Annotated in this window: 15 protein-coding genes; 7 read left to right on the top strand and 8 right to left on the bottom strand. The window is 40.8% G+C overall.

Annotated features, from left to right (window positions below):
• Positions 1-85: 85 nt before the first annotated feature.
• Entirely contained in the window at positions 86-991 is a 906-nt protein-coding gene (gene rarD, locus HC728_RS16295; RefSeq protein ID WP_017018905.1) for an EamA family transporter RarD, read from the top strand.
• Between the two features lie 418 nt (positions 992-1,409).
• Here the strand turns inward: rarD and uvrD are convergent, their stop codons facing one another.
• Both uvrD and HC728_RS16285 read right to left on the bottom strand, forming a co-directional pair.
• Positions 1,410-3,611, bottom strand: a complete 2,202-nt coding sequence (gene uvrD, locus HC728_RS16290) for a DNA helicase II (RefSeq protein WP_011260941.1) — start codon at positions 3,609-3,611, stop codon at positions 1,410-1,412.
• An 84-nt stretch (positions 3,612-3,695) separates the two neighbouring features.
• The gene (locus HC728_RS16285) at positions 3,696-6,221 is read right to left on the bottom strand and encodes a class I adenylate cyclase (RefSeq protein ID WP_012532668.1); all 2,526 of its coding nucleotides are present in this window, start codon (positions 6,219-6,221) and stop codon (positions 3,696-3,698) included.
• Between the two features lie 257 nt (positions 6,222-6,478).
• Here HC728_RS16285 and hemC point away from each other — a divergent pair, with 257 nt between their 5' ends.
• From hemC to HC728_RS16265, 4 genes are read left to right on the top strand one after another with little or no spacing between them, the layout of a single operon-like run.
• Complete coding sequence (hemC, locus tag HC728_RS16280; RefSeq protein WP_190395758.1) at positions 6,479-7,414, top strand: hydroxymethylbilane synthase; 936 nt, start codon at positions 6,479-6,481, stop codon at positions 7,412-7,414.
• Between the two features lie 2 nt (positions 7,415-7,416).
• The gene (locus HC728_RS16275; RefSeq protein WP_065595628.1) at positions 7,417-8,178 is read left to right on the top strand and encodes a uroporphyrinogen-III synthase; all 762 of its coding nucleotides are present in this window, start codon (positions 7,417-7,419) and stop codon (positions 8,176-8,178) included.
• Positions 8,175-9,368, top strand: coding sequence for a uroporphyrinogen-III C-methyltransferase (locus HC728_RS16270; protein ID WP_065595627.1), 1,194 nt, complete (start codon positions 8,175-8,177; stop codon positions 9,366-9,368). The genes HC728_RS16275 and HC728_RS16270 overlap by 4 nt, the downstream gene beginning before the upstream one ends.
• Positions 9,365-10,549: a heme biosynthesis HemY N-terminal domain-containing protein gene (locus HC728_RS16265; RefSeq protein WP_065597131.1), complete on the top strand. Its 1,185-nt coding sequence runs from the start codon at positions 9,365-9,367 to the stop codon at positions 10,547-10,549. The genes HC728_RS16270 and HC728_RS16265 overlap by 4 nt, the downstream gene beginning before the upstream one ends.
• A 79-nt stretch (positions 10,550-10,628) precedes the next feature.
• Here the strand turns inward: HC728_RS16265 and fre are convergent, their stop codons facing one another.
• From fre to trxA, 6 genes are all read right to left on the bottom strand, one after another.
• Entirely contained in the window at positions 10,629-11,339 is a 711-nt protein-coding gene (gene fre / locus HC728_RS16260; protein WP_012532698.1) for an NAD(P)H-flavin reductase, read from the bottom strand.
• Between the two features lie 97 nt (positions 11,340-11,436).
• Positions 11,437-11,700 carry a 2Fe-2S iron-sulfur cluster-binding protein gene (locus HC728_RS16255; RefSeq protein WP_005416876.1) on the bottom strand — a complete coding sequence of 88 codons (264 nt, stop codon included), beginning with the start codon at positions 11,698-11,700 and terminating at the stop codon, positions 11,437-11,439.
• Between the two features lie 166 nt (positions 11,701-11,866).
• Positions 11,867-13,711, bottom strand: a complete 1,845-nt coding sequence (gene ubiD, locus HC728_RS16250) for a 4-hydroxy-3-polyprenylbenzoate decarboxylase (RefSeq protein ID WP_065597132.1) — start codon at positions 13,709-13,711, stop codon at positions 11,867-11,869.
• Positions 13,712-13,852: 141 nt separating this feature from the next.
• The gene (locus HC728_RS16245; protein ID WP_065597133.1) at positions 13,853-14,848 is read right to left on the bottom strand and encodes a hypothetical protein; all 996 of its coding nucleotides are present in this window, start codon (positions 14,846-14,848) and stop codon (positions 13,853-13,855) included.
• 158 nt (positions 14,849-15,006) lie between these two features.
• On the bottom strand, positions 15,007-16,266 hold the full coding sequence (gene rho, locus HC728_RS16240; protein WP_005416872.1) for a transcription termination factor Rho: 1,260 nt from the start codon (positions 16,264-16,266) through the stop codon (positions 15,007-15,009).
• Positions 16,267-16,505: 239 nt separating this feature from the next.
• Positions 16,506-16,832 carry a thioredoxin TrxA gene (gene trxA, locus HC728_RS16235; protein ID WP_005416871.1) on the bottom strand — a complete coding sequence of 109 codons (327 nt, stop codon included), beginning with the start codon at positions 16,830-16,832 and terminating at the stop codon, positions 16,506-16,508.
• 112 nt (positions 16,833-16,944) lie between these two features.
• On the opposite strand from trxA, the gene rhlB reads away from it, so the two are divergent.
• Positions 16,945-18,243, top strand: coding sequence for an ATP-dependent RNA helicase RhlB (gene rhlB, locus HC728_RS16230; RefSeq protein ID WP_012532773.1), 1,299 nt, complete (start codon positions 16,945-16,947; stop codon positions 18,241-18,243).
• A 33-nt stretch (positions 18,244-18,276) separates the two neighbouring features.
• Positions 18,277-19,770 (top strand): guanosine-5'-triphosphate,3'-diphosphate diphosphatase, encoded by a 1,494-nt coding sequence (gene gppA / locus HC728_RS16225; protein WP_065641488.1) that lies wholly within the window; start codon positions 18,277-18,279, stop codon positions 19,768-19,770.
• Positions 19,771-19,974: the final 204 nt, after the last annotated feature.

Below are 19,974 nucleotides of genomic sequence, written 5' to 3'. Positions count from 1 at the left end.
TATACTAGCGAAAATAATAATATCTTTAGAGTGTCACTCCAGACATTCTCTTTTCTATTTTACTCGCAGTGTTAAGAACTCACATATGCCAACAACAACTCTCGAACAACAACGCACTCGTCAGGGTGTCTTATTTGCTCTTGGTGCTTACACCATATGGGGCATTGCACCAATTTATTTTAAAACCATCAGCGAAGTCTCTCCTTTAGAGATTTTAAGTCACCGTGTTATTTGGTCTTTCTTCTTTTTGGCGGCATTACTCTCTTTTTCCAAAGGCTGGACAACGGTTATCAATACACTAAAAGATAAGAAAAAAATGACTTATCTAATTACAACCAGTGTATTAATTGGTGCTAATTGGCTGATATTTATCTGGGCTGTGAATGCCGGACATATGTTGGACGCGAGCTTAGGTTATTACATTAATCCACTGCTCAACGTTGTTCTCGGAATGATTTTTCTTGGGGAGCGATTAAGACGACTTCAATGGATCGCGGTTCTATTTGCAAGTGCCGGAGTACTAATCCAACTAATTACCTTTGGCTCAATTCCAGTTGTCGCCATTGCGCTTGCGTGTAGTTTTGGATTTTATGGATTACTTCGTAAAAAAGTCGCAATGGATGCACAAACTGGATTATTCATAGAAACCTTAGTGATGTTACCACTTACCCTAATTTATCTGCTGTTTATTGCTGATACTGCGACATCAAATTTTAGTGAAAATACGCTGAACTTAAATCTGTTGCTGATCGCTGCCGGCATCATTACTACCGTTCCATTACTCTGTTTTACTGGAGCAGCGACTCGACTAAAACTGTCTACACTAGGCTTTTTCCAGTATATAGGCCCAAGCTTAATGTTTTTGCTAGCGGTCGGATTATATGGTGAAGAATTTAGTGCTGATAAAGCAATTACTTTTGGTTTTATTTGGGCTGCTTTACTTATCTTTACCACAGATGCTTTCATGGCTAGAAACAAAAAGAATAAATAACACTAAAGAGCTAGGTATAATTTTGTAACATTAAAATGTATACCTAATTTTTATATTTAGATCTACACCTATTTATTGCACTTTTTTATACTCAATTAGCAATATATCCGTGAAATTTATTTCTCAATATGTGACACTGGTTTAATAAAAATATCATAAACTATTGATAACATTGTAAATAGGTTCAATATATGGCTAGGTGTAAAAACTGTAAAGCGGAACTACCGCTATTACCATCTAAACGAAGTTTTGTTGAAAGATACATCACTCAACGTAATACAAAGAAATTTAAATGTCACAATTGTAATGAATTACAATTTTTAAGTCCTTTTACGATGAATTCAGATGTGGCTAAATAATAGATAAAAAAAGAGAGCATATTTGCTCTCTTTTTTTATTTTATTAATTAAAAACCAACCTACATTGATTCTAGCTTAGCGTACTGAGTCACCAACCATTTAATCCCTTCACCATTAAACGCAACTTGTACACGACCTTGTGGGCCAGCACCTTCAAAATTGATAATGGTTCCTTCACCAAACTTTGGATGTTTCACTCGCTGCCCTAATGCATAACCCGTTTCATTGAAATTATTATTCACCGCTTTTTGGCCAAAACGACTGTCTGATGAAGCGCTTTGTCCATAACTGCCATATGACCCTGTACGACTCACTTTCGCCTTCATACGTACTTCTTCTACGCATTCCGTTGGGATCTCTTTAATAAAACGAGACGGTTTATGGTATTTATCTTGGCCATACAAACGACGCATTTCTGCATACGTAATATAAAGTTTCTCCATCGCACGAGTCATACCAACATAACAAAGACGACGCTCTTCTTCTAAACGTCCGGCTTCTTCTGCTGACATTTGGCTCGGGAACATGCCTTCTTCAACACCCACCATAAACACAAGTGGGAACTCTAGTCCTTTAGCACTATGCAATGTCATTAATTGAACGGCATCTTCAAACTCATCAGCCTGCCCCTCACCCGCCTCTAATGCAGCATGAGTTAAGAAAGCCGTCAGATCGGTCATCTCTTCTGCTTCTTCAGGTTTTTCAAACTGTCGAGTTGCAGTTACCAGCTCTTCCAAGTTCTCAATACGTGCTTTTGATTTTTCGCCTTTCTCTTGTTCATACATAGCAAACAAACCTGAGCTTTTAATCACTTGGTCAGTTTGTTCATGCAGACGACAATCACGAGTGTCGTCTTCTAGTGCATTAATTAGCTCGATAAAACGGCTTAATGCCCCAGCAGCACGACCCGGTAATACTTGCTCTTCAATTAAAGCGATACTCGCTTGCCACATGGTTGCTCCACGCTCACGAGCAGCAAAACGTACTGTCTCTAACGTTTTGTCACCTAAGCCACGAGTAGGCGTATTAACAACACGTTCAAATGCAGCATCATCATTACGGTTATTCATTAAACGTAAGTAAGACAAAGCATCTTTGATCTCTTGTCGTTCGAAGAATCGCATACCACCATAAATTCGGTACGGTAAGCCCGCTTGAATTAAAGCTTCTTCAAGCACACGAGATTGGGCGTTATTACGGTATAAAAATGCTGAGTCTTCAAGTGCGCCACCATTATCACGCCACTCTTTAATCTTACCGACAGCAAAGCGTGCTTCATCTAATTCGTTATACGCCGAATAAATGGAGATTAAGTCGCCTTCAACGCCTTCAGTCCATAGCTTCTTGCCCATACGCTCAGTGTTGTTACTGATCAATTCGTTGGCTGCATTTAGAATATTGGCCGTTGAACGGTAGTTTTGTTCTAGACGAATGGTTTTTGCACCAACAAATTCATCTAAGAATTTTTGAATATTTTCAATCTGAGCACCACGCCAACCATAAATGGATTGGTCATCATCACCTACGATCATCACATCACAATCAGACCCTGCCATCATGCGTAGCCAAGCGTATTGGATGTTGTTGGTATCTTGGAATTCGTCCACCAAAATATGCTTAAAACGCGCTTGGTAATGCTCTCGGATATGCTTGTGATCACGAAGTAACTCATGTGCACGCAGTAAGATTTCAGCAAAATCCACTAAGCCAGCACGATCACAAGCCTCTTGGTAAGCACTATAGACTTTCAACCATGTTTGAGTAATTGGATCGTTAAAAGAGTTAATTTGGTGAGGACGTAAGCCTTCATCTTTTTTACCATTAATAAACCAAGCCGCTTGACGAGCTGGCCAGTTTTTATCATCTAAATTCTGAGCTTTGATCAGACGTTTTAATAAACGTTGTTGATCATCAGAATCAATAATTTGGAAACCTTCAGGCAGTTTTGCATCAAGATAATGAGCACGAAGAATACGATGACAGATACCGTGGAAAGTACCATTCCACATACCACCTGCACTACCATGCATTAGCTCTTCAATACGACCACGCATTTCAGCTGCCGCTTTATTGGTAAAGGTCACTGACATGATAGAGAAAGGAGACGCTTGCTCAATTTGCATTAACCATGCGATACGATGAACAAGTACTCGAGTTTTACCACTACCGGCACCCGCAAGTACAAGCATGTTTTCTAACGGAGCGGCTACGGCTTCGCGCTGTTTGTCATTAAGACCATCAAGAAGAAAAGAAACGTCCATCACATCACACTGGTTATTTATACATGTAGACGGAGTATATACTGAAATGAAGTGAGACCCAAATCTCGGGTCTCTTTTTGCTTTTTAGATGGCTTGTTTTACTTTCGCGTGTTGCTGTCCACTACGATATGAATGAATCGACGCCTCTTGTGTATCACCATATACCACCTCATAAAACTGAGGTAAGTTAAAGTTCACCTTATCTGGATTGGACAAATCTTCGTTATTACGACTTGAAGTGTAATAGTGATTAATGCTGTTCACCATATCATCTTTACTGCCATAACATTGGTGATAGATTTCAATCTTATTCTCTTCATCTAAGACATAAATATTAAAACCATCGTCATCATTTTGCGAATCATCAAAGAAGAATTGGATCAAACCTTCACTCGCAAATGAGTCCACCGCATCAGGGATAACCACACCACTGTTATCACCCAAAGGTATGGTGGTTGAACCAATCGCCTTATTGGTAGAGATACTCGAATAAAACTGAACGGAATCTTCCAGTTTTTGGATCGATACACCACGACGCTCAAAGAACAATCCATACATGGTTGAACCAATTTTGATGCCCTTGAAACGACGACGTTTTTCGTTATTTTCAACAGGTTTTAAACGAAGCTCAATACACTCAGCCAGCAATTGATAAATGTTATTACGAATGATGCCACGCATCTGTTTGCTGTAACAAAACACATCTACAGATTCTGGACGAGCAGCATCTTGGTGCATTTTGCACAATACGGTTTTTAACGCATCAAGAATAGCGGTTTCACCACTAAAGTTTAGTGTTCTTACTTCATGCCATGAATTTCGATACACTAAATCAACGCTACCAATTAGGTTGTTTTGCTCACTGCCACAACTGAAAATATCTGCATCCGCCTGATTCATACGCTCAGGTTTCAGTTTCAATCGTTCTGTCGGATCATTTTCTAAATTAATAAAAATAGAAAGTTGTCGAACTTCACAAGGACTGCCTAATTCTTCTTTGGTTGGCTGCGGTAAGTACACAGAGAAAGTGTTTCTTAAATCACTCACCATTTGATAGAACTTATCGATATTCAAGTCTGCATCACGAACCACAGCATCCAAGCGTGTTGATTCCGTCAGTAGGCCATTAAAGAACGCCCATGCAACTAACTTACTTAAATATCGGTTATGCTCTAAGAACTTGGCTCCCATTAATTCTTTGGCAATTAATGGTTTTTTATAGACGTACCAACCTGCTTTATTAACACTGTTTTCTGGCACTTCTACAAAACTTAAATCTGCCTCGTGTAAATCTGGTGAGATCTGAGGATTAAGTAGCGTCACCTTACCTGGAAGTTCTTCAAATGCAGCATAAAGCTTACGAGCAAGAATACTGATATCTTCAGGGCTGATCGACGACGTTATATCATTATTACGCGCAAAACGGATCAAATTTCGGTAACTTTGCATCAAGGCTTCAAGCAGATCGTGGTGTGATTTCTTCACCTGTTCTACTTTCCAAGTACGACGAGAGTCTAACTCTGTAATGTATTCAGAGCTCCATCCCCATTGCGTCGTTAACTCACTTAACGCCTTGCGACGCCATTCAACAGAGCCTTGACCTTGTCTTCTTGAAAGCTTCTCATGTGTTTTCAAATAGAAACTACGACGAACCAACTCTAAACGAGACATATCATTAGTTCGTTCAAGATAACGAGTCACTTTCTCAAGCATCAGGTAGTACGCATCCATCCCATAAAGATCAGGATCATCGGCAAAAAATCGGCGTTTACTATCAATGCTTAATAGTTGTGTATGCGGGTACTCCCAAGAATAAGCTTCCAATAAGATCGCTTTTAACACCGATTTAAACGGCGAATCGATACTTTTATATAGTTGCCATAAACTTGAGCCAAAATACTCTTCAGCAGGAATATGGTTAAGGCGACCAAAATCAATCCATTGGTCACGCTGAATAATCCCTTGCTCACACAACTGATCGACATAATCATCATAACTTTCTTCCATTTCTGGAGGGATGATTTGCCATAGCAATTGCTGTCCACCTAGACATACGGCGGTACGATAAAACTCATCAAGCAAAAGAAGATGTTGTGAAGAACCACAGTTATCACCTGTCATCTCTTCAGAATACGCATCTCTAAAACGGTTCTGTTCCATTAAGAAGAAGTTAGCTTCAATATAAAACTGCAATGCCCACTCGGTGAGTGCATCACATTTTTGTTGTAGAAGTGCTTTTTTCTCGGCAGGAAGATTTTCAGGAATACAAACCCAAATATCGAGATCACTGGCAACGGTTTGGCCAATAGAAGAAGTACTACCCATTGAATACAAACCAAGAATATTACCTTGATTTGAAGTAGATAGAGGATAACGAAGCGTAAGTTGAGCCATCCACTCACGCTGCTTTTTATTTGCATGAAATTGTTTAATACCACTAGGTGCACCTTCAACAAAACCCGGAAGCTCCGAATGATTGAAATGCAATAGCAATGGCAATTGATGGAAGATCTCTTGCCCAAGTGGTTTCATTAGTGCTAAAGCTCGCTCTACACGTTGCTCCGTGAGGCGTTGCTGTCGAGCAATTAATGTTTCAATATAGGTTTGCAAATAGAAAGCCTAGCTAATCTTTGTCATCTAAGATGATGGTGAATATTGAACAGCATTCGTTCAATACCGACTATAAAACGTGATCAAGATAACACTTTTAACTTTAGACGTAAAGTTTAGCGCATCACTACAAAAAGTAATACCCTTACCTTTTGCGCTGATGTTTTTAACCCATAATCACACTGTTGTCATCCTGTATTTTCACCTCACCCTCAAGTAATGGTAGGATAAGGTAATTATTTTGATCGGATACTACTATGTCACAGCAATTACCTGTTCGTATCGCCACTCGTAAAAGCCCTTTGGCTCTATGGCAAGCCCACTTTGTTAAAGATGCACTACAAGCCGCTCACCCAGGTTTGGAAGTTGAATTGGTTACTATGGTAACGAAAGGCGACATTATTCTTGATACGCCATTAGCAAAAGTTGGCGGAAAAGGCTTATTCGTTAAAGAACTTGAAGTTGCGATGCTAGAAGGCCGCGCAGACCTTGCTGTTCACTCAATGAAAGACGTGCCAGTTGAATTTCCTGAAGGTTTAGGTCTTGTTACGATTTGTGAACGTGAAGACCCACGTGACGCATTTGTATCGAACACTTACAACAATATTGATGAGTTACCTCAAGGCGCCGTTGTTGGTACTTGTAGCCTACGTCGTCAATGCCAGCTTAAAGAAGCTCGTCCTGATCTTATTATCAAAGAATTACGCGGTAATGTGGGCACTCGTCTACAAAAACTGGATGATGGTAACTACGATGCGATCATTCTTGCTTGTGCTGGTTTAATCCGTTTAGGTCTAGAAGACCGAATCAAAAGTGCAATCGAACCTGAGAAATCATTACCTGCTGTAGGTCAAGGAGCTGTTGGTATTGAAGCTCGCTTAGATGACGATCGTCTTCGTGCTTTACTTGAACCTCTAAATCACCCAGAAACAGCAAACCGAGTTCTGTGTGAGCGTGCGATGAATAATCGCTTAGAAGGTGGTTGCCAAGTGCCAATCGGTAGCTACTCACTCATTGATGGTGACCAAATTTGGTTACGTGCTCTTGTTGGTGAACCTGATGGCTCAGTGATGATCCGTGGTGAAGTGTCTGGACCGGTTTCTGACGCGGAAGCTTTAGGTACTCAACTTGCCGATCAACTTTTAAACGATGGCGCGAAAGAAATTTTAGAACGCCTATACGCAGAAGCGTAACTATGACGATTTTGGTGACTCGCCCTGAGCAAGAGAGCCAAGCTTTATGTGATGCCTTGAATCAATCAGGGCATCCAGCTATTTCTCATCCTCTTATCACCATTCACCCCGGCAATGAACTGTCTCAACTCCCTAGGCTATTTTCTTCACTTAATGATGGTGATTTTATTATCGCTGTCAGTCAGCACGCTGTTGAATACACCCAAAAGTATTTAAAACAGCTACAATTAGAGTGGAAACAGGGGGTTAATTATATTGCGGTCGGTCAAAAGAGCGCTCAACACCTCAAAAAGTATATTTCAGATCCAGTACACTACCCAACCCATAGCGACAGTGAACATTTATTAGCCCTTCCTGTCTTACAAAACGCGACAGGGAAAAAAGCCATTATTCTTCGAGGAAATGGCGGACGAGATCTGATTTATCAAGTTCTGAACGATCTCAATGTGGATGTGACATATTGCGAGGCTTACCAACGTCAAGCCATCGCATTTGATGCATCTATCAAAACTCGAGAGTGGCAAGAAAAGAACGTAAACACATTGATTGTAACCAGTGGTGAACAACTCTCTTTTTTCACCTCTCAATTTACAGGTACAGATTTAAATTGGGTACTGAAGCTTAGATTATTGGTACCAAGTGAGCGCATTAACCAATTTGCAAAAGAACTTGGTTATCAACATATTGAAACGGTTGGCGGAGCCTCTAATTCCGACTTGCTGCACTATATCAGTGAGCATCATTATGATGGGATTTTCAAATGACAAAAAATAATAATACAACACAGCCAACCGAAGATAAGCCGGTTGTGACTACAGCCCCTGATATAAAAAAAGAGCCAGAGAAAACCACCACACACTCTGCTTCTAACACAGAAAATATTGTCGATAAAAAAGGCCGTCGCTTAGGGACTGTTGCCATTATTATCTCTATTTTATTCAGTGGCGGTGCCTTCTTAGCATCGCAACAACAAGTTACCCAACAACAAATCCAAATCGCTCAACTTGAGCAAAAATTAAAAACAGCAGATACCACGCTTGATGCAAAACTGGTTGCAGCAGAGCAGCGCATTACCGATAAAGCAGATGAGATTGTACGTAAGGCGACGGTTCTAATGCAGCAACAAGATAAGAGCATTGCGAGCCTTCAATTGGCAATTGCTGATATCAAAGGTCGTCGTCCAAATGACTGGTTACTTGCAGAAGCGGATTACTTAGTAAAAATGGCGGGTCGTAAATTATGGTTGGAACATGATGTGGTCAGTGCAACGCGTTTAATGGAAAACGCAGACCAACGAATTTCTGCATTAAACGATCCAAGCCTTACACCGCTACGTCGCGCAATGGCTGATGACATTGCGACATTAAAAGCGATCCCATTAATTGACCGTGATGGCTTAGTATTAAAACTAAATAGCCTAGAACAACAAATTAATAAACTGCCATTGGCAAGCGCCGTTCTTCCAGAAGCCGATGCTGTCGAAGAAAAACACGTTTCAACCAACATTAATGATTGGCAATCAAACCTAAAACAATCTCTTAATGATTTTGCTGGCCACTTCATTACATATAGAGTTCGTGAAGGTAACGTTATTCCACTACTTAGCCCTGAGCAGCATTTTTACTTAAAAGAGAACATTAAAGGCAAATTGCTACTGGCATCTAAAGCACTTTATCGTGAGCAAAGTGAGGTTTATGCAACATCACTAGAAAGCGCAAAACTGTGGTCTTCTCAGTACTTCCAACAAGATGACCCTGCAGTGAAAAGCTTTATGGCTCAGCTAGACTCTTTAGCAAAATACAAAGTAGACGTTCGTTATCCAAAGAAAATGAAGACTCAAGCGCTATTGTCGGACTTCATTTCAGAGCGACTTCGCCGTAATGTTCAAGCGATTGGTGAAACCCCAAAAGCAACAGTAAAACAGACTGAAACAACTGAAGGAGGTAAATCATGATCCGATTACTTCTTCTGGCGATTGTCTTAGTCGGTGGATTAATCGTGGGAACAACCTTTGCTGATCAACAAGGCTATGTATTGATATCCGTTGCTAATACGACCATAGAGATGAGCTTAACGACCTTAGTGCTCTTTATTGGTGCTTTGATTGCTGGCTTGTTCTTACTTGAAATGATCATGAAGCGCATTCTATCTGTGAGTAATTATACTCGTGGTTGGTTTAGTGCTCGTCATTTGCGTAAAGCTCGTTACAACACCTTTAAAGGTATGATTAAACTGCACGAAGGTGAATGGAAAGAGGCTGAGCGTCTAATAACTAAAGGTGGGCGTCATAATGATTTCCCACTATTAAATTATTTGGCTGCTGCGGAAGCGGCTCAAGGTCGTCAGCAAATTGATCTGAGAGATAAATACCTACAATTAGCATCAGAGCAAGATGACAGTACATTAGCGGTTGCATTAACCAGTGCAAAACTGCAAATGCGCCAAAAACAGTATGAACTGGCATTAGCGACCTTACAGTTTGTTAAGGTTGATTACCCTCGTAATCCGGTTTTATTAGAACTACTAAAAGAGTGTTACCTTGCATTAAATGAATGGCAAGCACTGAAAAACATCATTCATCCTTTAAGTAAAGCGAATCTAATTACCGACCAACAAGCCTTAGAGTTAGAAGAAAAAGCAGAATGTGGGTTAATGGCCGTTATTGCGACCAATAAGGGAACCGCTGGTTTACTAGAGCATTGGGATGCCTTACCAAAGAAACTTAAAAAACATGTTCCAATTCTGATTTGTCTCATTCAACAATTACAAATACGTAAAGCAGATTCAGAAGCGTATATTATCTTGCGAGATAACCTAAAGAAACGTGCGGATGATCGTCTCGTTGCTCTACTGCCTACACTAAATCTTGCTGATTATCACCCAGTAACCGTGTTGCTTGAAAGCATGGCAGATTACGATGTTCGTAACCCAGTAATTCAAAGTACATTGGCGCAGCTTTATATGCGAACACAAAAATGGCAGCCAGCGCGTGAACATTTTGAGGCTGCATTAGCGATTCGTGAAGATATGTCTGATTACGCCTATCTTGCGCGAGTATTAGATAAGCAAAACCGCAAACAAGCGGCAGCAGATCTTTCTCGTAAAGCACTGACTATGGTTGATGATAAAGGCTAATTCATTTTTTATAACATCCATAAAAAAATGCCACTCATTATTGAGTGGCATTTTTATTGATATTTTTTAGAAAGCTCGATTAAATAAATGCGAATGCATCACCAAACAGCTGCTCTTTCTTCGCTTGTTTTTCAGTGGTGAACTGCTCACGTGCTGCACCAGCCATTTCAAAGCGACCTGCGATGTAAATATCCATATCTGCTAGTGAGTTAAAATCGGCTTTTACCGCTTCTAACACATTACCCGTTTTACCTGTCCAGCCTTCACTTTTCTCAACCACTGGCACAAACGTAATATGGCTATGCGCTTGAGCAATAGTCTCTAATTCTGCTTTTGCATACAGCTGGCATTCATCACGACCACCCCAGTATAGGTAAATTGGTTTTTGAATCTTTTGGCTAATGCAGTGATCAAGAATTGAGCGTACGTAACTAAAACCTGTACCGCCAGCAATCAATAACATTGAACGATCGCTGTCTTCACGGATCCACGCTTCACCATGAGGCGCATCAATTAAAATATCACCACCCGTTTCTAGTGCCGATTTCATTGATTCAACCACTTCTCCGGCATAAGCATTGTGCTCTGCGGCACCAATATGTAACTCAATTTCACCTTCGTGGCGACAAGGACTACTTGCGATTGAGAATGGGCGTTTGTCTTTTTCACCCATAACAACCGTTAGGTATTGGCCTGCTTTAAAAGCAACAGGCTGTTCTGGGTGAAGTAAAATTCGAAAAGTATTACAAGCCAATGGCTCGATAGACTTTACTTTGCAATTGATTGGCATGACTTTCCTTTTTCAGCTGATGCCTTTTTAATATGGCATTTGTACGCTGTCATTATTATGTGTATTGAGCATTAAACTCTAATTATACGGGGAGGATTTATTCTAACAACAGCACTAAATCACTTTTTGCTGTTGCCTGACACGCAAATACCCACCCTTCTTGTTGTTCTTTATCGGTAAGAAGAGGCTCTAAATCGTATTCAATTTCACCCTCTAATTTTTTGCATAAGCACATAGCGCATGCGCCGACTTGGCATCGGTTTGGATAATTAATTCCCGCCTCGAGTGCCGCATCAAGAATGGTTTGCCCTTCTTCGATGCTAAATTCTTTTTGCTGTGGTAGTAGTGTTATTTTTTTCATCACACTTTATCTTTTTCAGATCTTAATGAAATACCTTTTCGTTTACTTTATTCAGTGAAATGAAATGTCTTTCCGCAAAAACAGAATGGATTTAATTGGTGTTGATAGCTTATCGATAGCAACAGCTGTTTTGCTACAAGACATTACACTTCACTAAAACCAATACTTATTTGAAAATCCCTAATTCATTCCAAATGGCATCGATTTTCGCAACAACTTCTGGGTCTTTCTTGATTGGTGTTCCCCACTCACGAAGACATTCACCTTCCCATTTATTGGTGGCATCTAACCCCATTTTTGAGGTTTCACCTTCGCTTTGTAAAAATAAGGTATCTCTCGCCGGATCCATTCGTGTTGTTACCGCCCAAATGATGTCATTCCAATCACTCACATTGACATCATCGTCACACACTATAACAAATTTGTTCTCTTCAAATTGAGCCCAAATAGCATCCATGATTTTCTTAGCATTACCTGCTGCCTGTTTATTGATGGATACAACCACCATATTGGCATTGTCATTCTGCAAATGAATTTCAATAATCTCAGGACACATTTTGGTTATTTCAGCGATACACCCTTCAATCTGCTCACTGCTTGTTAATGAACATTCCACGTTTGGTGATAATGCTAATTCTGCATCCCATTTTTTGGTGATATCTAAGCCCATTTTTGAACCTAATCCCACCACAGGTGAAGCAAAATCTAATGAATCTATCGGCGTATTTTCTATCATCAAGCTGTCACGAGCTGGATCCATATGCTGAGACATTGCCGCCGTTACTTGTGACCAATCTCGAGCATTCACCTCTTCATCGCAAACCAATACAAACTTGGTGTACATAAACTGACGTAAGAATGACCATACTCCCATCATCACACGTTTAGCATGACCTGGATATTGCTTCTTCATTGTCACAACCGCCATGCGGTACGAACACCCTTCTGGTGGAAGATAAAAATCAATAATTTCAGGAAACTGCTTTTGTAAAATAGGCACAAATACTTCATTTAATGCCACACCTAATACCGCAGGCTCATCAGGCGGACGGCCCGTATACGTACTGTGATAAATCGGCTCTTTACGCATGGTAATGTGCGTAACCGTAAACACATGGTGCTTTTCAACTTCATTGTAATAACCGGTATGGTCCCCATAAGGGCCTTCATCGGCAAATTCAGTTGGATCAATATAACCCTCAAGGACAATCTCAGCGCTGGCTGGTACTTCTAAATCATTACTGATGGATTTGGTTATTTCAGTTCTGCTACCTCGCAGAAGGCCTGCAAACGCATATTCAGATAAAGTATCAGGCACAGGCGTTACTGCACCTAAAATCGTTGCTGGATCGGCACCAAACGCCACAGAGACAGGAAAAGGTTCCCCTGGATGTGTTTCCATCCAGTCACGCAAATCTAATGCACCACCACGGTGAGCAAGCCAACGCATGATCACTTTGTTTTTACTCAGCTTCTGCTGGCGATAAATACCTAAGTTTTGGCGTTTTTTATGCGGACCTTTAGTAATGGTTAGACCCCACGTTAATAACGGAGCAACATCATCAGCCCAACAACTCATTACAGGAATTTTATCAAGATCAACGTCATCGCCCTGCCAAACAATCTGTTGGCATGCCGCTTTGCGAATATTCTTAGTTGGCATATTCAACACTTGCTTAAAGACTGGCAGTTTATCTAACGCATCTTTAAAACCTTTTGGTGGCTCAGGCTCTTTTAGGTACGCAAGTAATTTACCTACTTCACGCAACTCCAAAACGTCTTGGCGTCCCATGCCAATAGCGACACGCTCTGGTGTACCAAATAAGTTGGTTAACACCGGAATATCATAACCAACTGGATTTTCAAATAGCAAAGCAGGACCACCCGCTCGTAAAGTACGATCGCTGATCTCTGTCATTTCATAATGAGGGTCAATGGGGTGTGAAATGCGTTTTAGCTGACCAATATCTTCCAAATGGTCGATAAAATCACGTAAATCCTTATATTGCATCGCTATCTACATCTAATGAGTTTGAGTAGATTATACCCAAACAAATGAATATCCCCAACCCTACTTAACACTCATCACCTAGAGCGAAAACGTATCTCATTAGGCAATGAATATATAAATATTTGTGGAATTAAAATCTTATTAATTTTGTGATAAAGCAAACTTTACGTGCTGCTTACGAACATTATTGCTGCCGCTTACCAAGCTTTCTAGCCAAGATACATGCCCGTAATTAGCTAAATGCATTGCGACTGCACCGCCATCTTGAATATGATCAAGCTTCGCTAATAAGAAATGCTGAACCTCTTGTGGCAACGGATGAAGTTGAGCAAGTGAGGCAAAAGCTCTCTGTTTCAATGATGGATTTTTAGTCGCTGCTATTAATTGCTCAGTTGCAAAAGCATCAGGGGTCAATGTAGACAGGCGATCAAGCTCACCAAGACTGTACTGATCCGTTCGCATACGCCATAAAATTTTATATATTCCAGGGTCTTTAGATACTTGAGCTAAACGAACCATTACTTCCGTTGTTGGCAACCATACAGATACAGCGTCATCCGTAAGTTGTTTAACAAGATAGTCTAACGCTTCTGGCGTAAGGCTATCTAATTCAGCTAACACAATAGATTGGCGCACTCGTACTTGGTGAGGTTCACCCGTTAACCATTCAGACAATATGAGACGCTTTTCTTCTGCTGCGAGAATAAAATCCAATACTTGCTGATTTTTTTTCATCTCATTTAATACGCGTGCTGCAATACTTGAATAATCAAACGCTAACTTTGTCACTACATAGCCATCACCTTGTTCTTTGATGGTATAAGTTGGGTGCAGAGTTAATTGTTCTTTTAGCCAAATACTGACTGCTGGAGATAAGATTAATCTGTCTTTTTCAATGTTTTGAAGCAACATAAAGCGTACCGCTTCTTGCTGTGGCATAGAAAGACGATTAAGAGAAAAGTTTAATGTTGTGGTGTCATCATCAATAATATATTGATGGAGCTTTTCCACCTTCTTCTTGAGTTGCTGATCATTCAATAAACTATTCTTAAAGTTTGGTTGAATCTCAGAGGCAGATACTTGCCCAAACAGCAAACTAATAAAAAGGAGGATTGATGCTAACAGTCCTTGTTGCATATGTTACTCCTTGAAATGAACTAAGTTAGATTTCCTTTACCAAGCTTAGTGCAAATCATAGTGCGATCAAATTAACATTTAATCAACAAAAAACGCTACCAAATTGGCAGCGTTTCATTATTTTTGAGCTCTACATCAATAAATGAGTTTTATATCAATTATTGGCGACGCATTGCGTCAAAGAACTCATCATTTGTTTTCGTCATTGATAGCTTATCAATTAGGAATTCCATTGCATCGATTTCGCCCATTGGGTGAACAATCTTACGCAGGATCCACATTTTCTGTAGCTCATCCGCTTTAGTCAGCAACTCTTCACGACGAGTACCTGAACGGTTAAAGTCGATAGCTGGGAATACACGTTTTTCCGCAATCTTACGGTTTAAGTGTAATTCCATGTTACCTGTACCTTTAAACTCTTCGTAGATAACTTCATCCATTTTAGAGCCAGTATCAACAAGTGCTGTTGCGATGATAGTTAAACTACCACCTTCTTCAACGTTACGTGCCGCACCGAAGAAACGCTTAGGACGGTGAAGTGCGTTAGCATCCACACCACCAGTAAGAACTTTACCAGATGATGGGATCACTGTGTTGTATGCACGAGCTAGACGAGTAATAGAGTCAAGTAAGATAACAACGTCTTTCTTATGCTCAACAAGACGTTTTGCTTTCTCGATAACCATTTCAGCAACTTGAACGTGACGAGACGCTGGCTCATCAAACGTTGATGCAACTACTTCACCTTTAACTAGGCGTTGCATCTCTGTTACTTCTTCTGGACGTTCATCGATAAGTAGAACCATCAACTCACACTCAGGGTGGTTATGCGCAATACTTTGAGCAATGTTTTGAAGTAGCATAGTTTTACCCGCTTTTGGCGGAGCAACAATCAGACCACGTTGGCCACGGCCAATTGGTGATGCTAAATCAAGAACACGTGCTGTAATGTCTTCTGTTGAACCATTACCACGTTCCATGCGTAAACGATCGTTAGCATGCAGAGGAGTAAGGTTTTCAAAAAGGATTTTATTACGTGCGTTATCAGGACGGTCGTGGTTTACAGCGTTTACTTTAAGAAGTGCAAAGTAACGTTCGCCATCTTTTGGTGGACGAATCTTTCCGGCAATGGTATCACCAGTACGCAAGTTAAAACGACGAATTTGGCTTGGTGATACATAAATATCATCAGGACCCGCCAAGTAAGAACTGTCTGCCGAGCGAAGGAAACCAAAGCCATCTTGCAGAATCTCTAGAACACCGTCACCAAATATATCTTCGCCACTCTTAGCGTGTTGCTTAAGAATAGAAAAAATAATGTCTTGTTTTCTTAGACGAGCTAAGTTTTCTAGGCCTAGTGTTTCGCCAAGAGCAACAAGGTCCGATACAGGTCGGTTTTTAAGTTCAGTAAGATTCATAGTGGTAGGTAGTTGTTTAGTCAAAATCAGATTCTATCTTTAGTTGATTTAAGAATGGATGACCTTCGAGCTCGGTCAAGAAATGAAATCGTATAAATTACGCGCGATAAATTATCACTTATTCGGTTTTTAGTCTAGGGGGTTAACCCTATTTATGGGCTTAGCTTAGCTCAGATAAAACAAAACCGCACATAATTTTTCATTATATGCGGTTCTATCTGACTTAATACCATCCTAAATTATAGGTTTGCATCAAGAAACTCTTTAAGTTGAGTCTTTGAAAGTGCACCCACTTTCGTTGCAGCTACGCCGCCATCTTTAAAAAGAAGTAGCGTTGGAATGCCACGAATACCAAATTTTGGTGGTGTACCAGCATTTTGATCGATATTTAATTTACCAATCGTTAGTTTGCCTTCGTACTCATCAGCAATCTCATCCAGAATCGGGGCAATCATTTTACAAGGACCACACCATTCTGCCCAGAAATCTACTAGTACAGGGCCTGCAGCGTTGATTACACTTTCTTCAAAACCGCCATCTGTAAGCTGCAAAATTTTGTCGCTCATCGTCAACTCCAACGTTAAATTTAAAGGCTGATTTGATGATAACCAGCAAATTGATTCTCTATTTGAATGGAATCCGTTTCGTATTGCAAGCTTTAACTGATATTCTATAGCTATGAAAAAGACGCACATCACAGAGCAAAACTTTGCCGACCTAGGTTTACAGCCTCAGGTTATCGATGGTTTGAATGCAAAAGGGTTCATTAAATGTACCCCAATTCAAGCTAAGGCATTGCCGGTACTGCTCGCCGGCCAAGACATTGCAGGCCAGGCCCAAACGGGTACAGGTAAGACGTTAGCGTTCCTTACTGCTACTTTTAATCACCTATTAACGACACCAGCACCTGAAGGTCGTAAAATCACACAACCGCGTGCCATTATCATGGCTCCGACACGTGAATTAGCGATTCAAATCTTCAATGATGCTGAATCACTTATCGCAAGCACAGGCCTAAAAGCGGCACTGGCTTACGGTGGTGAGCGTTATGAAAAACAGCAACAAGTGATTGAGCAAGGCGTTGATATTTTGATCGGTACAACCGGTCGTATCATTGACTTCTACAAGCAAGGTCACATCGACTTTAAAATGATTCAAGCTGTTGTTCTTGATGAAGCCGATCGCATGTTCGATTTAGGTTTTATTAAAGATATTCGCTTTATCTTCCGTCGTATGCCTGCGCCAACAGAACGCTTAAACATGCTGTTCTCTGCGACGCTATCTTACCGTGTGCAAGAGCTTGCTTTTGAACACATGCAAGAGCCAGAGCACGTTGTTGTTGAACCAGAGCAAAAAACAGGTCATCGCATTAAGGAAGAACTTTTCTATCCTTCAAATGATCATAAAATGGCATTGCTTCAAACACTTATTGAAGAAGAATGGCCAGATCGTGCGATTATCTTTGCAAACACAAAACACAAATGTGAATCAGTTTGGGGTCACTTAGCCGCTGATAAACACCGTGTTGGCCTTCTTACAGGTGACGTTCCACAGAAAAAACGTGAGCGCATTTTAGAAGAATTTACACAGGGTAATGTTGATATCTTAGTTGCTACCGATGTAGCTGCTCGTGGTCTACATATTCCACAAGTAACACACGTATTTAACTTTGATTTACCAAACGAAGCTGAAGATTACGTTCACCGTATTGGCCGTACAGGTCGTGCAGGTGCAAGCGGTAACTCTATTAGCTTTGCATGTGAAGAATACGCAATTAATCTTCCTGCTATCGAAGAGTACATTGAGCATTCAATCCCACAATCTGATTACGATGCTTCTGCATTATTAGAAGATTTGCCTGCACCATTACGTCTTCAACGTCGTCCGCAGCAAAATCGTCGTAACAACAATGGTCAACGTCAAGGCGGCAACCGTAAGCATTCTCGCCCACGTCAACCACGCAATACTCAATCGTAAGTTGAGAGCTCAGTAAAAAAGTAAAAGGATGTTATGAAAAGTTCAACAATATCACCTATGTATGCCGCCATCGATTTAGGCTCCAATAGCTTCCATATGCTTGTTGTGCGTCATATAAATGGTAGTGTGCAAACCATGGCTAAAATTAAACGTAAAGTTCGTTTAGCTGCGGGATTAAATGAAAATAACACACTCAGCCATGAAGCTATGCAACGTGGGTGGGATTGTTTGAGCTTATTTGCAGAACGTCTGCAAGACATCCCTGTAGAAAATATTCGCATTGTCGGTACAGCAACGCTGCGTGTCGCTAGCAATGTGGATATCTTCTTAGAAAAAGCCAATCAAATCTTAGGTCACAACATTAACGTGATCGAAGGCGAAGAAGAAGCTCGTATGATTTACCAAGGAGTTGCGCACACTTCAGGTGGTAATGGCCGTCGTTTAGTCGTTGATATCGGCGGAGCAAGTACAGAGCTAATTATTGGCGAAGGCTTTGAAGCACAAGCACTCACAAGCTTAAAAATGGGTTGTGTAACTTGGCTAGAAGGCTACTTTAAAGATCGTGCCCTAACCCAAAAGAACTTCGATGCGGCAATTGCCGGCGCTAAAGAGACGTTAGCTCCAATTTTACAGCAATATACTGACTTAGGTTGGCAGACCTGTGTTGGAGCCAGTGGTACGGTACAAGCATTGCAAGAAATTATGTTGGCGCAAGGCATGGATGAGGTCATCACCTTAGCCAAGCTAAAGCGCCTTCAAAAGCAAGCAATGCAATATGAACACTTAGAAGAGTTAGATATTGATGGGTTAACACTTGAGCGAGCATTAGTGTTCCCAAGCGGTTTATCCATCCTTATTGCTATTTTTGAATTATTGAACATCGATTCTATGACTCTAGCTGGCGGCGCGTTACGTGAAGGCCTATGCTACGGAATGATCGATGAACTGCAACACGATGAAGTGTGTCAACGCACAATAAAGAGCACCCAACAGCGTTATCAATTAGACGTTGACTACGCTCAACAAGTCACCGACCTCTCAATTCAACTTGTGCAGCAATGTGGTAACGACTGGCTTACTGAGCCACAAGCATTGTCATTGCTTACTGCGGCAACTCAGCTTCATGAAATTGGTATGTGTATTGATTATAAAAAAGGTGGAGAGCACTCAGCCTATTTAATTAACGCACTGGATTTACCTGGTTTCACTCGCGCTCAAAAACACTTAATTGGTGAGTTATTACGCCGTTACCGCGAATATTTCTCAGCCATGCCAACTCAACATGCAGTTTCTGATATCTCCGCTCAACGCATGCTACGTATTTTACGTTTAGCGATTATTCTCACTCATCGTCGTGATGTAAATTTAGCACCTACTGTAACGCTATCAGAAAAAAATGATGTTTTGTCATTGTCGATTGATGGGGCTTGGTTGGCGGCGAATCCTCTAACGAGATCGGAGTTAGAGATTGAAGCGGATAAGCAGACGAATATTGGTTGGGATTTGGTTATAGATGCTAAGGACTAGGGACTAGGGACTAGGGACTAGGGACTAGAACGCTTCGCTTCTATAAGAGCAAAAGCAAGAGCCTTACTGGTACTAATTTTCAGGTTTCAGGTTTCAGGTTTCAGGTTTCAGGTTTCAGGTTGATATGACCCCTTAAAAGTAGACACGGGGTTTTAGTTACTTAACTCAAAATCTATGGGGCTCTTTCCTCCTAGAGTCCCATGC

Source organism: Aliivibrio sp. S10_S31, from assembly GCF_014694495.1.
Lineage (GTDB): Bacteria > Pseudomonadota > Gammaproteobacteria > Enterobacterales > Vibrionaceae > Aliivibrio > Aliivibrio fischeri.
This window is presented reverse-complemented; position numbering and strand designations above follow the sequence as displayed.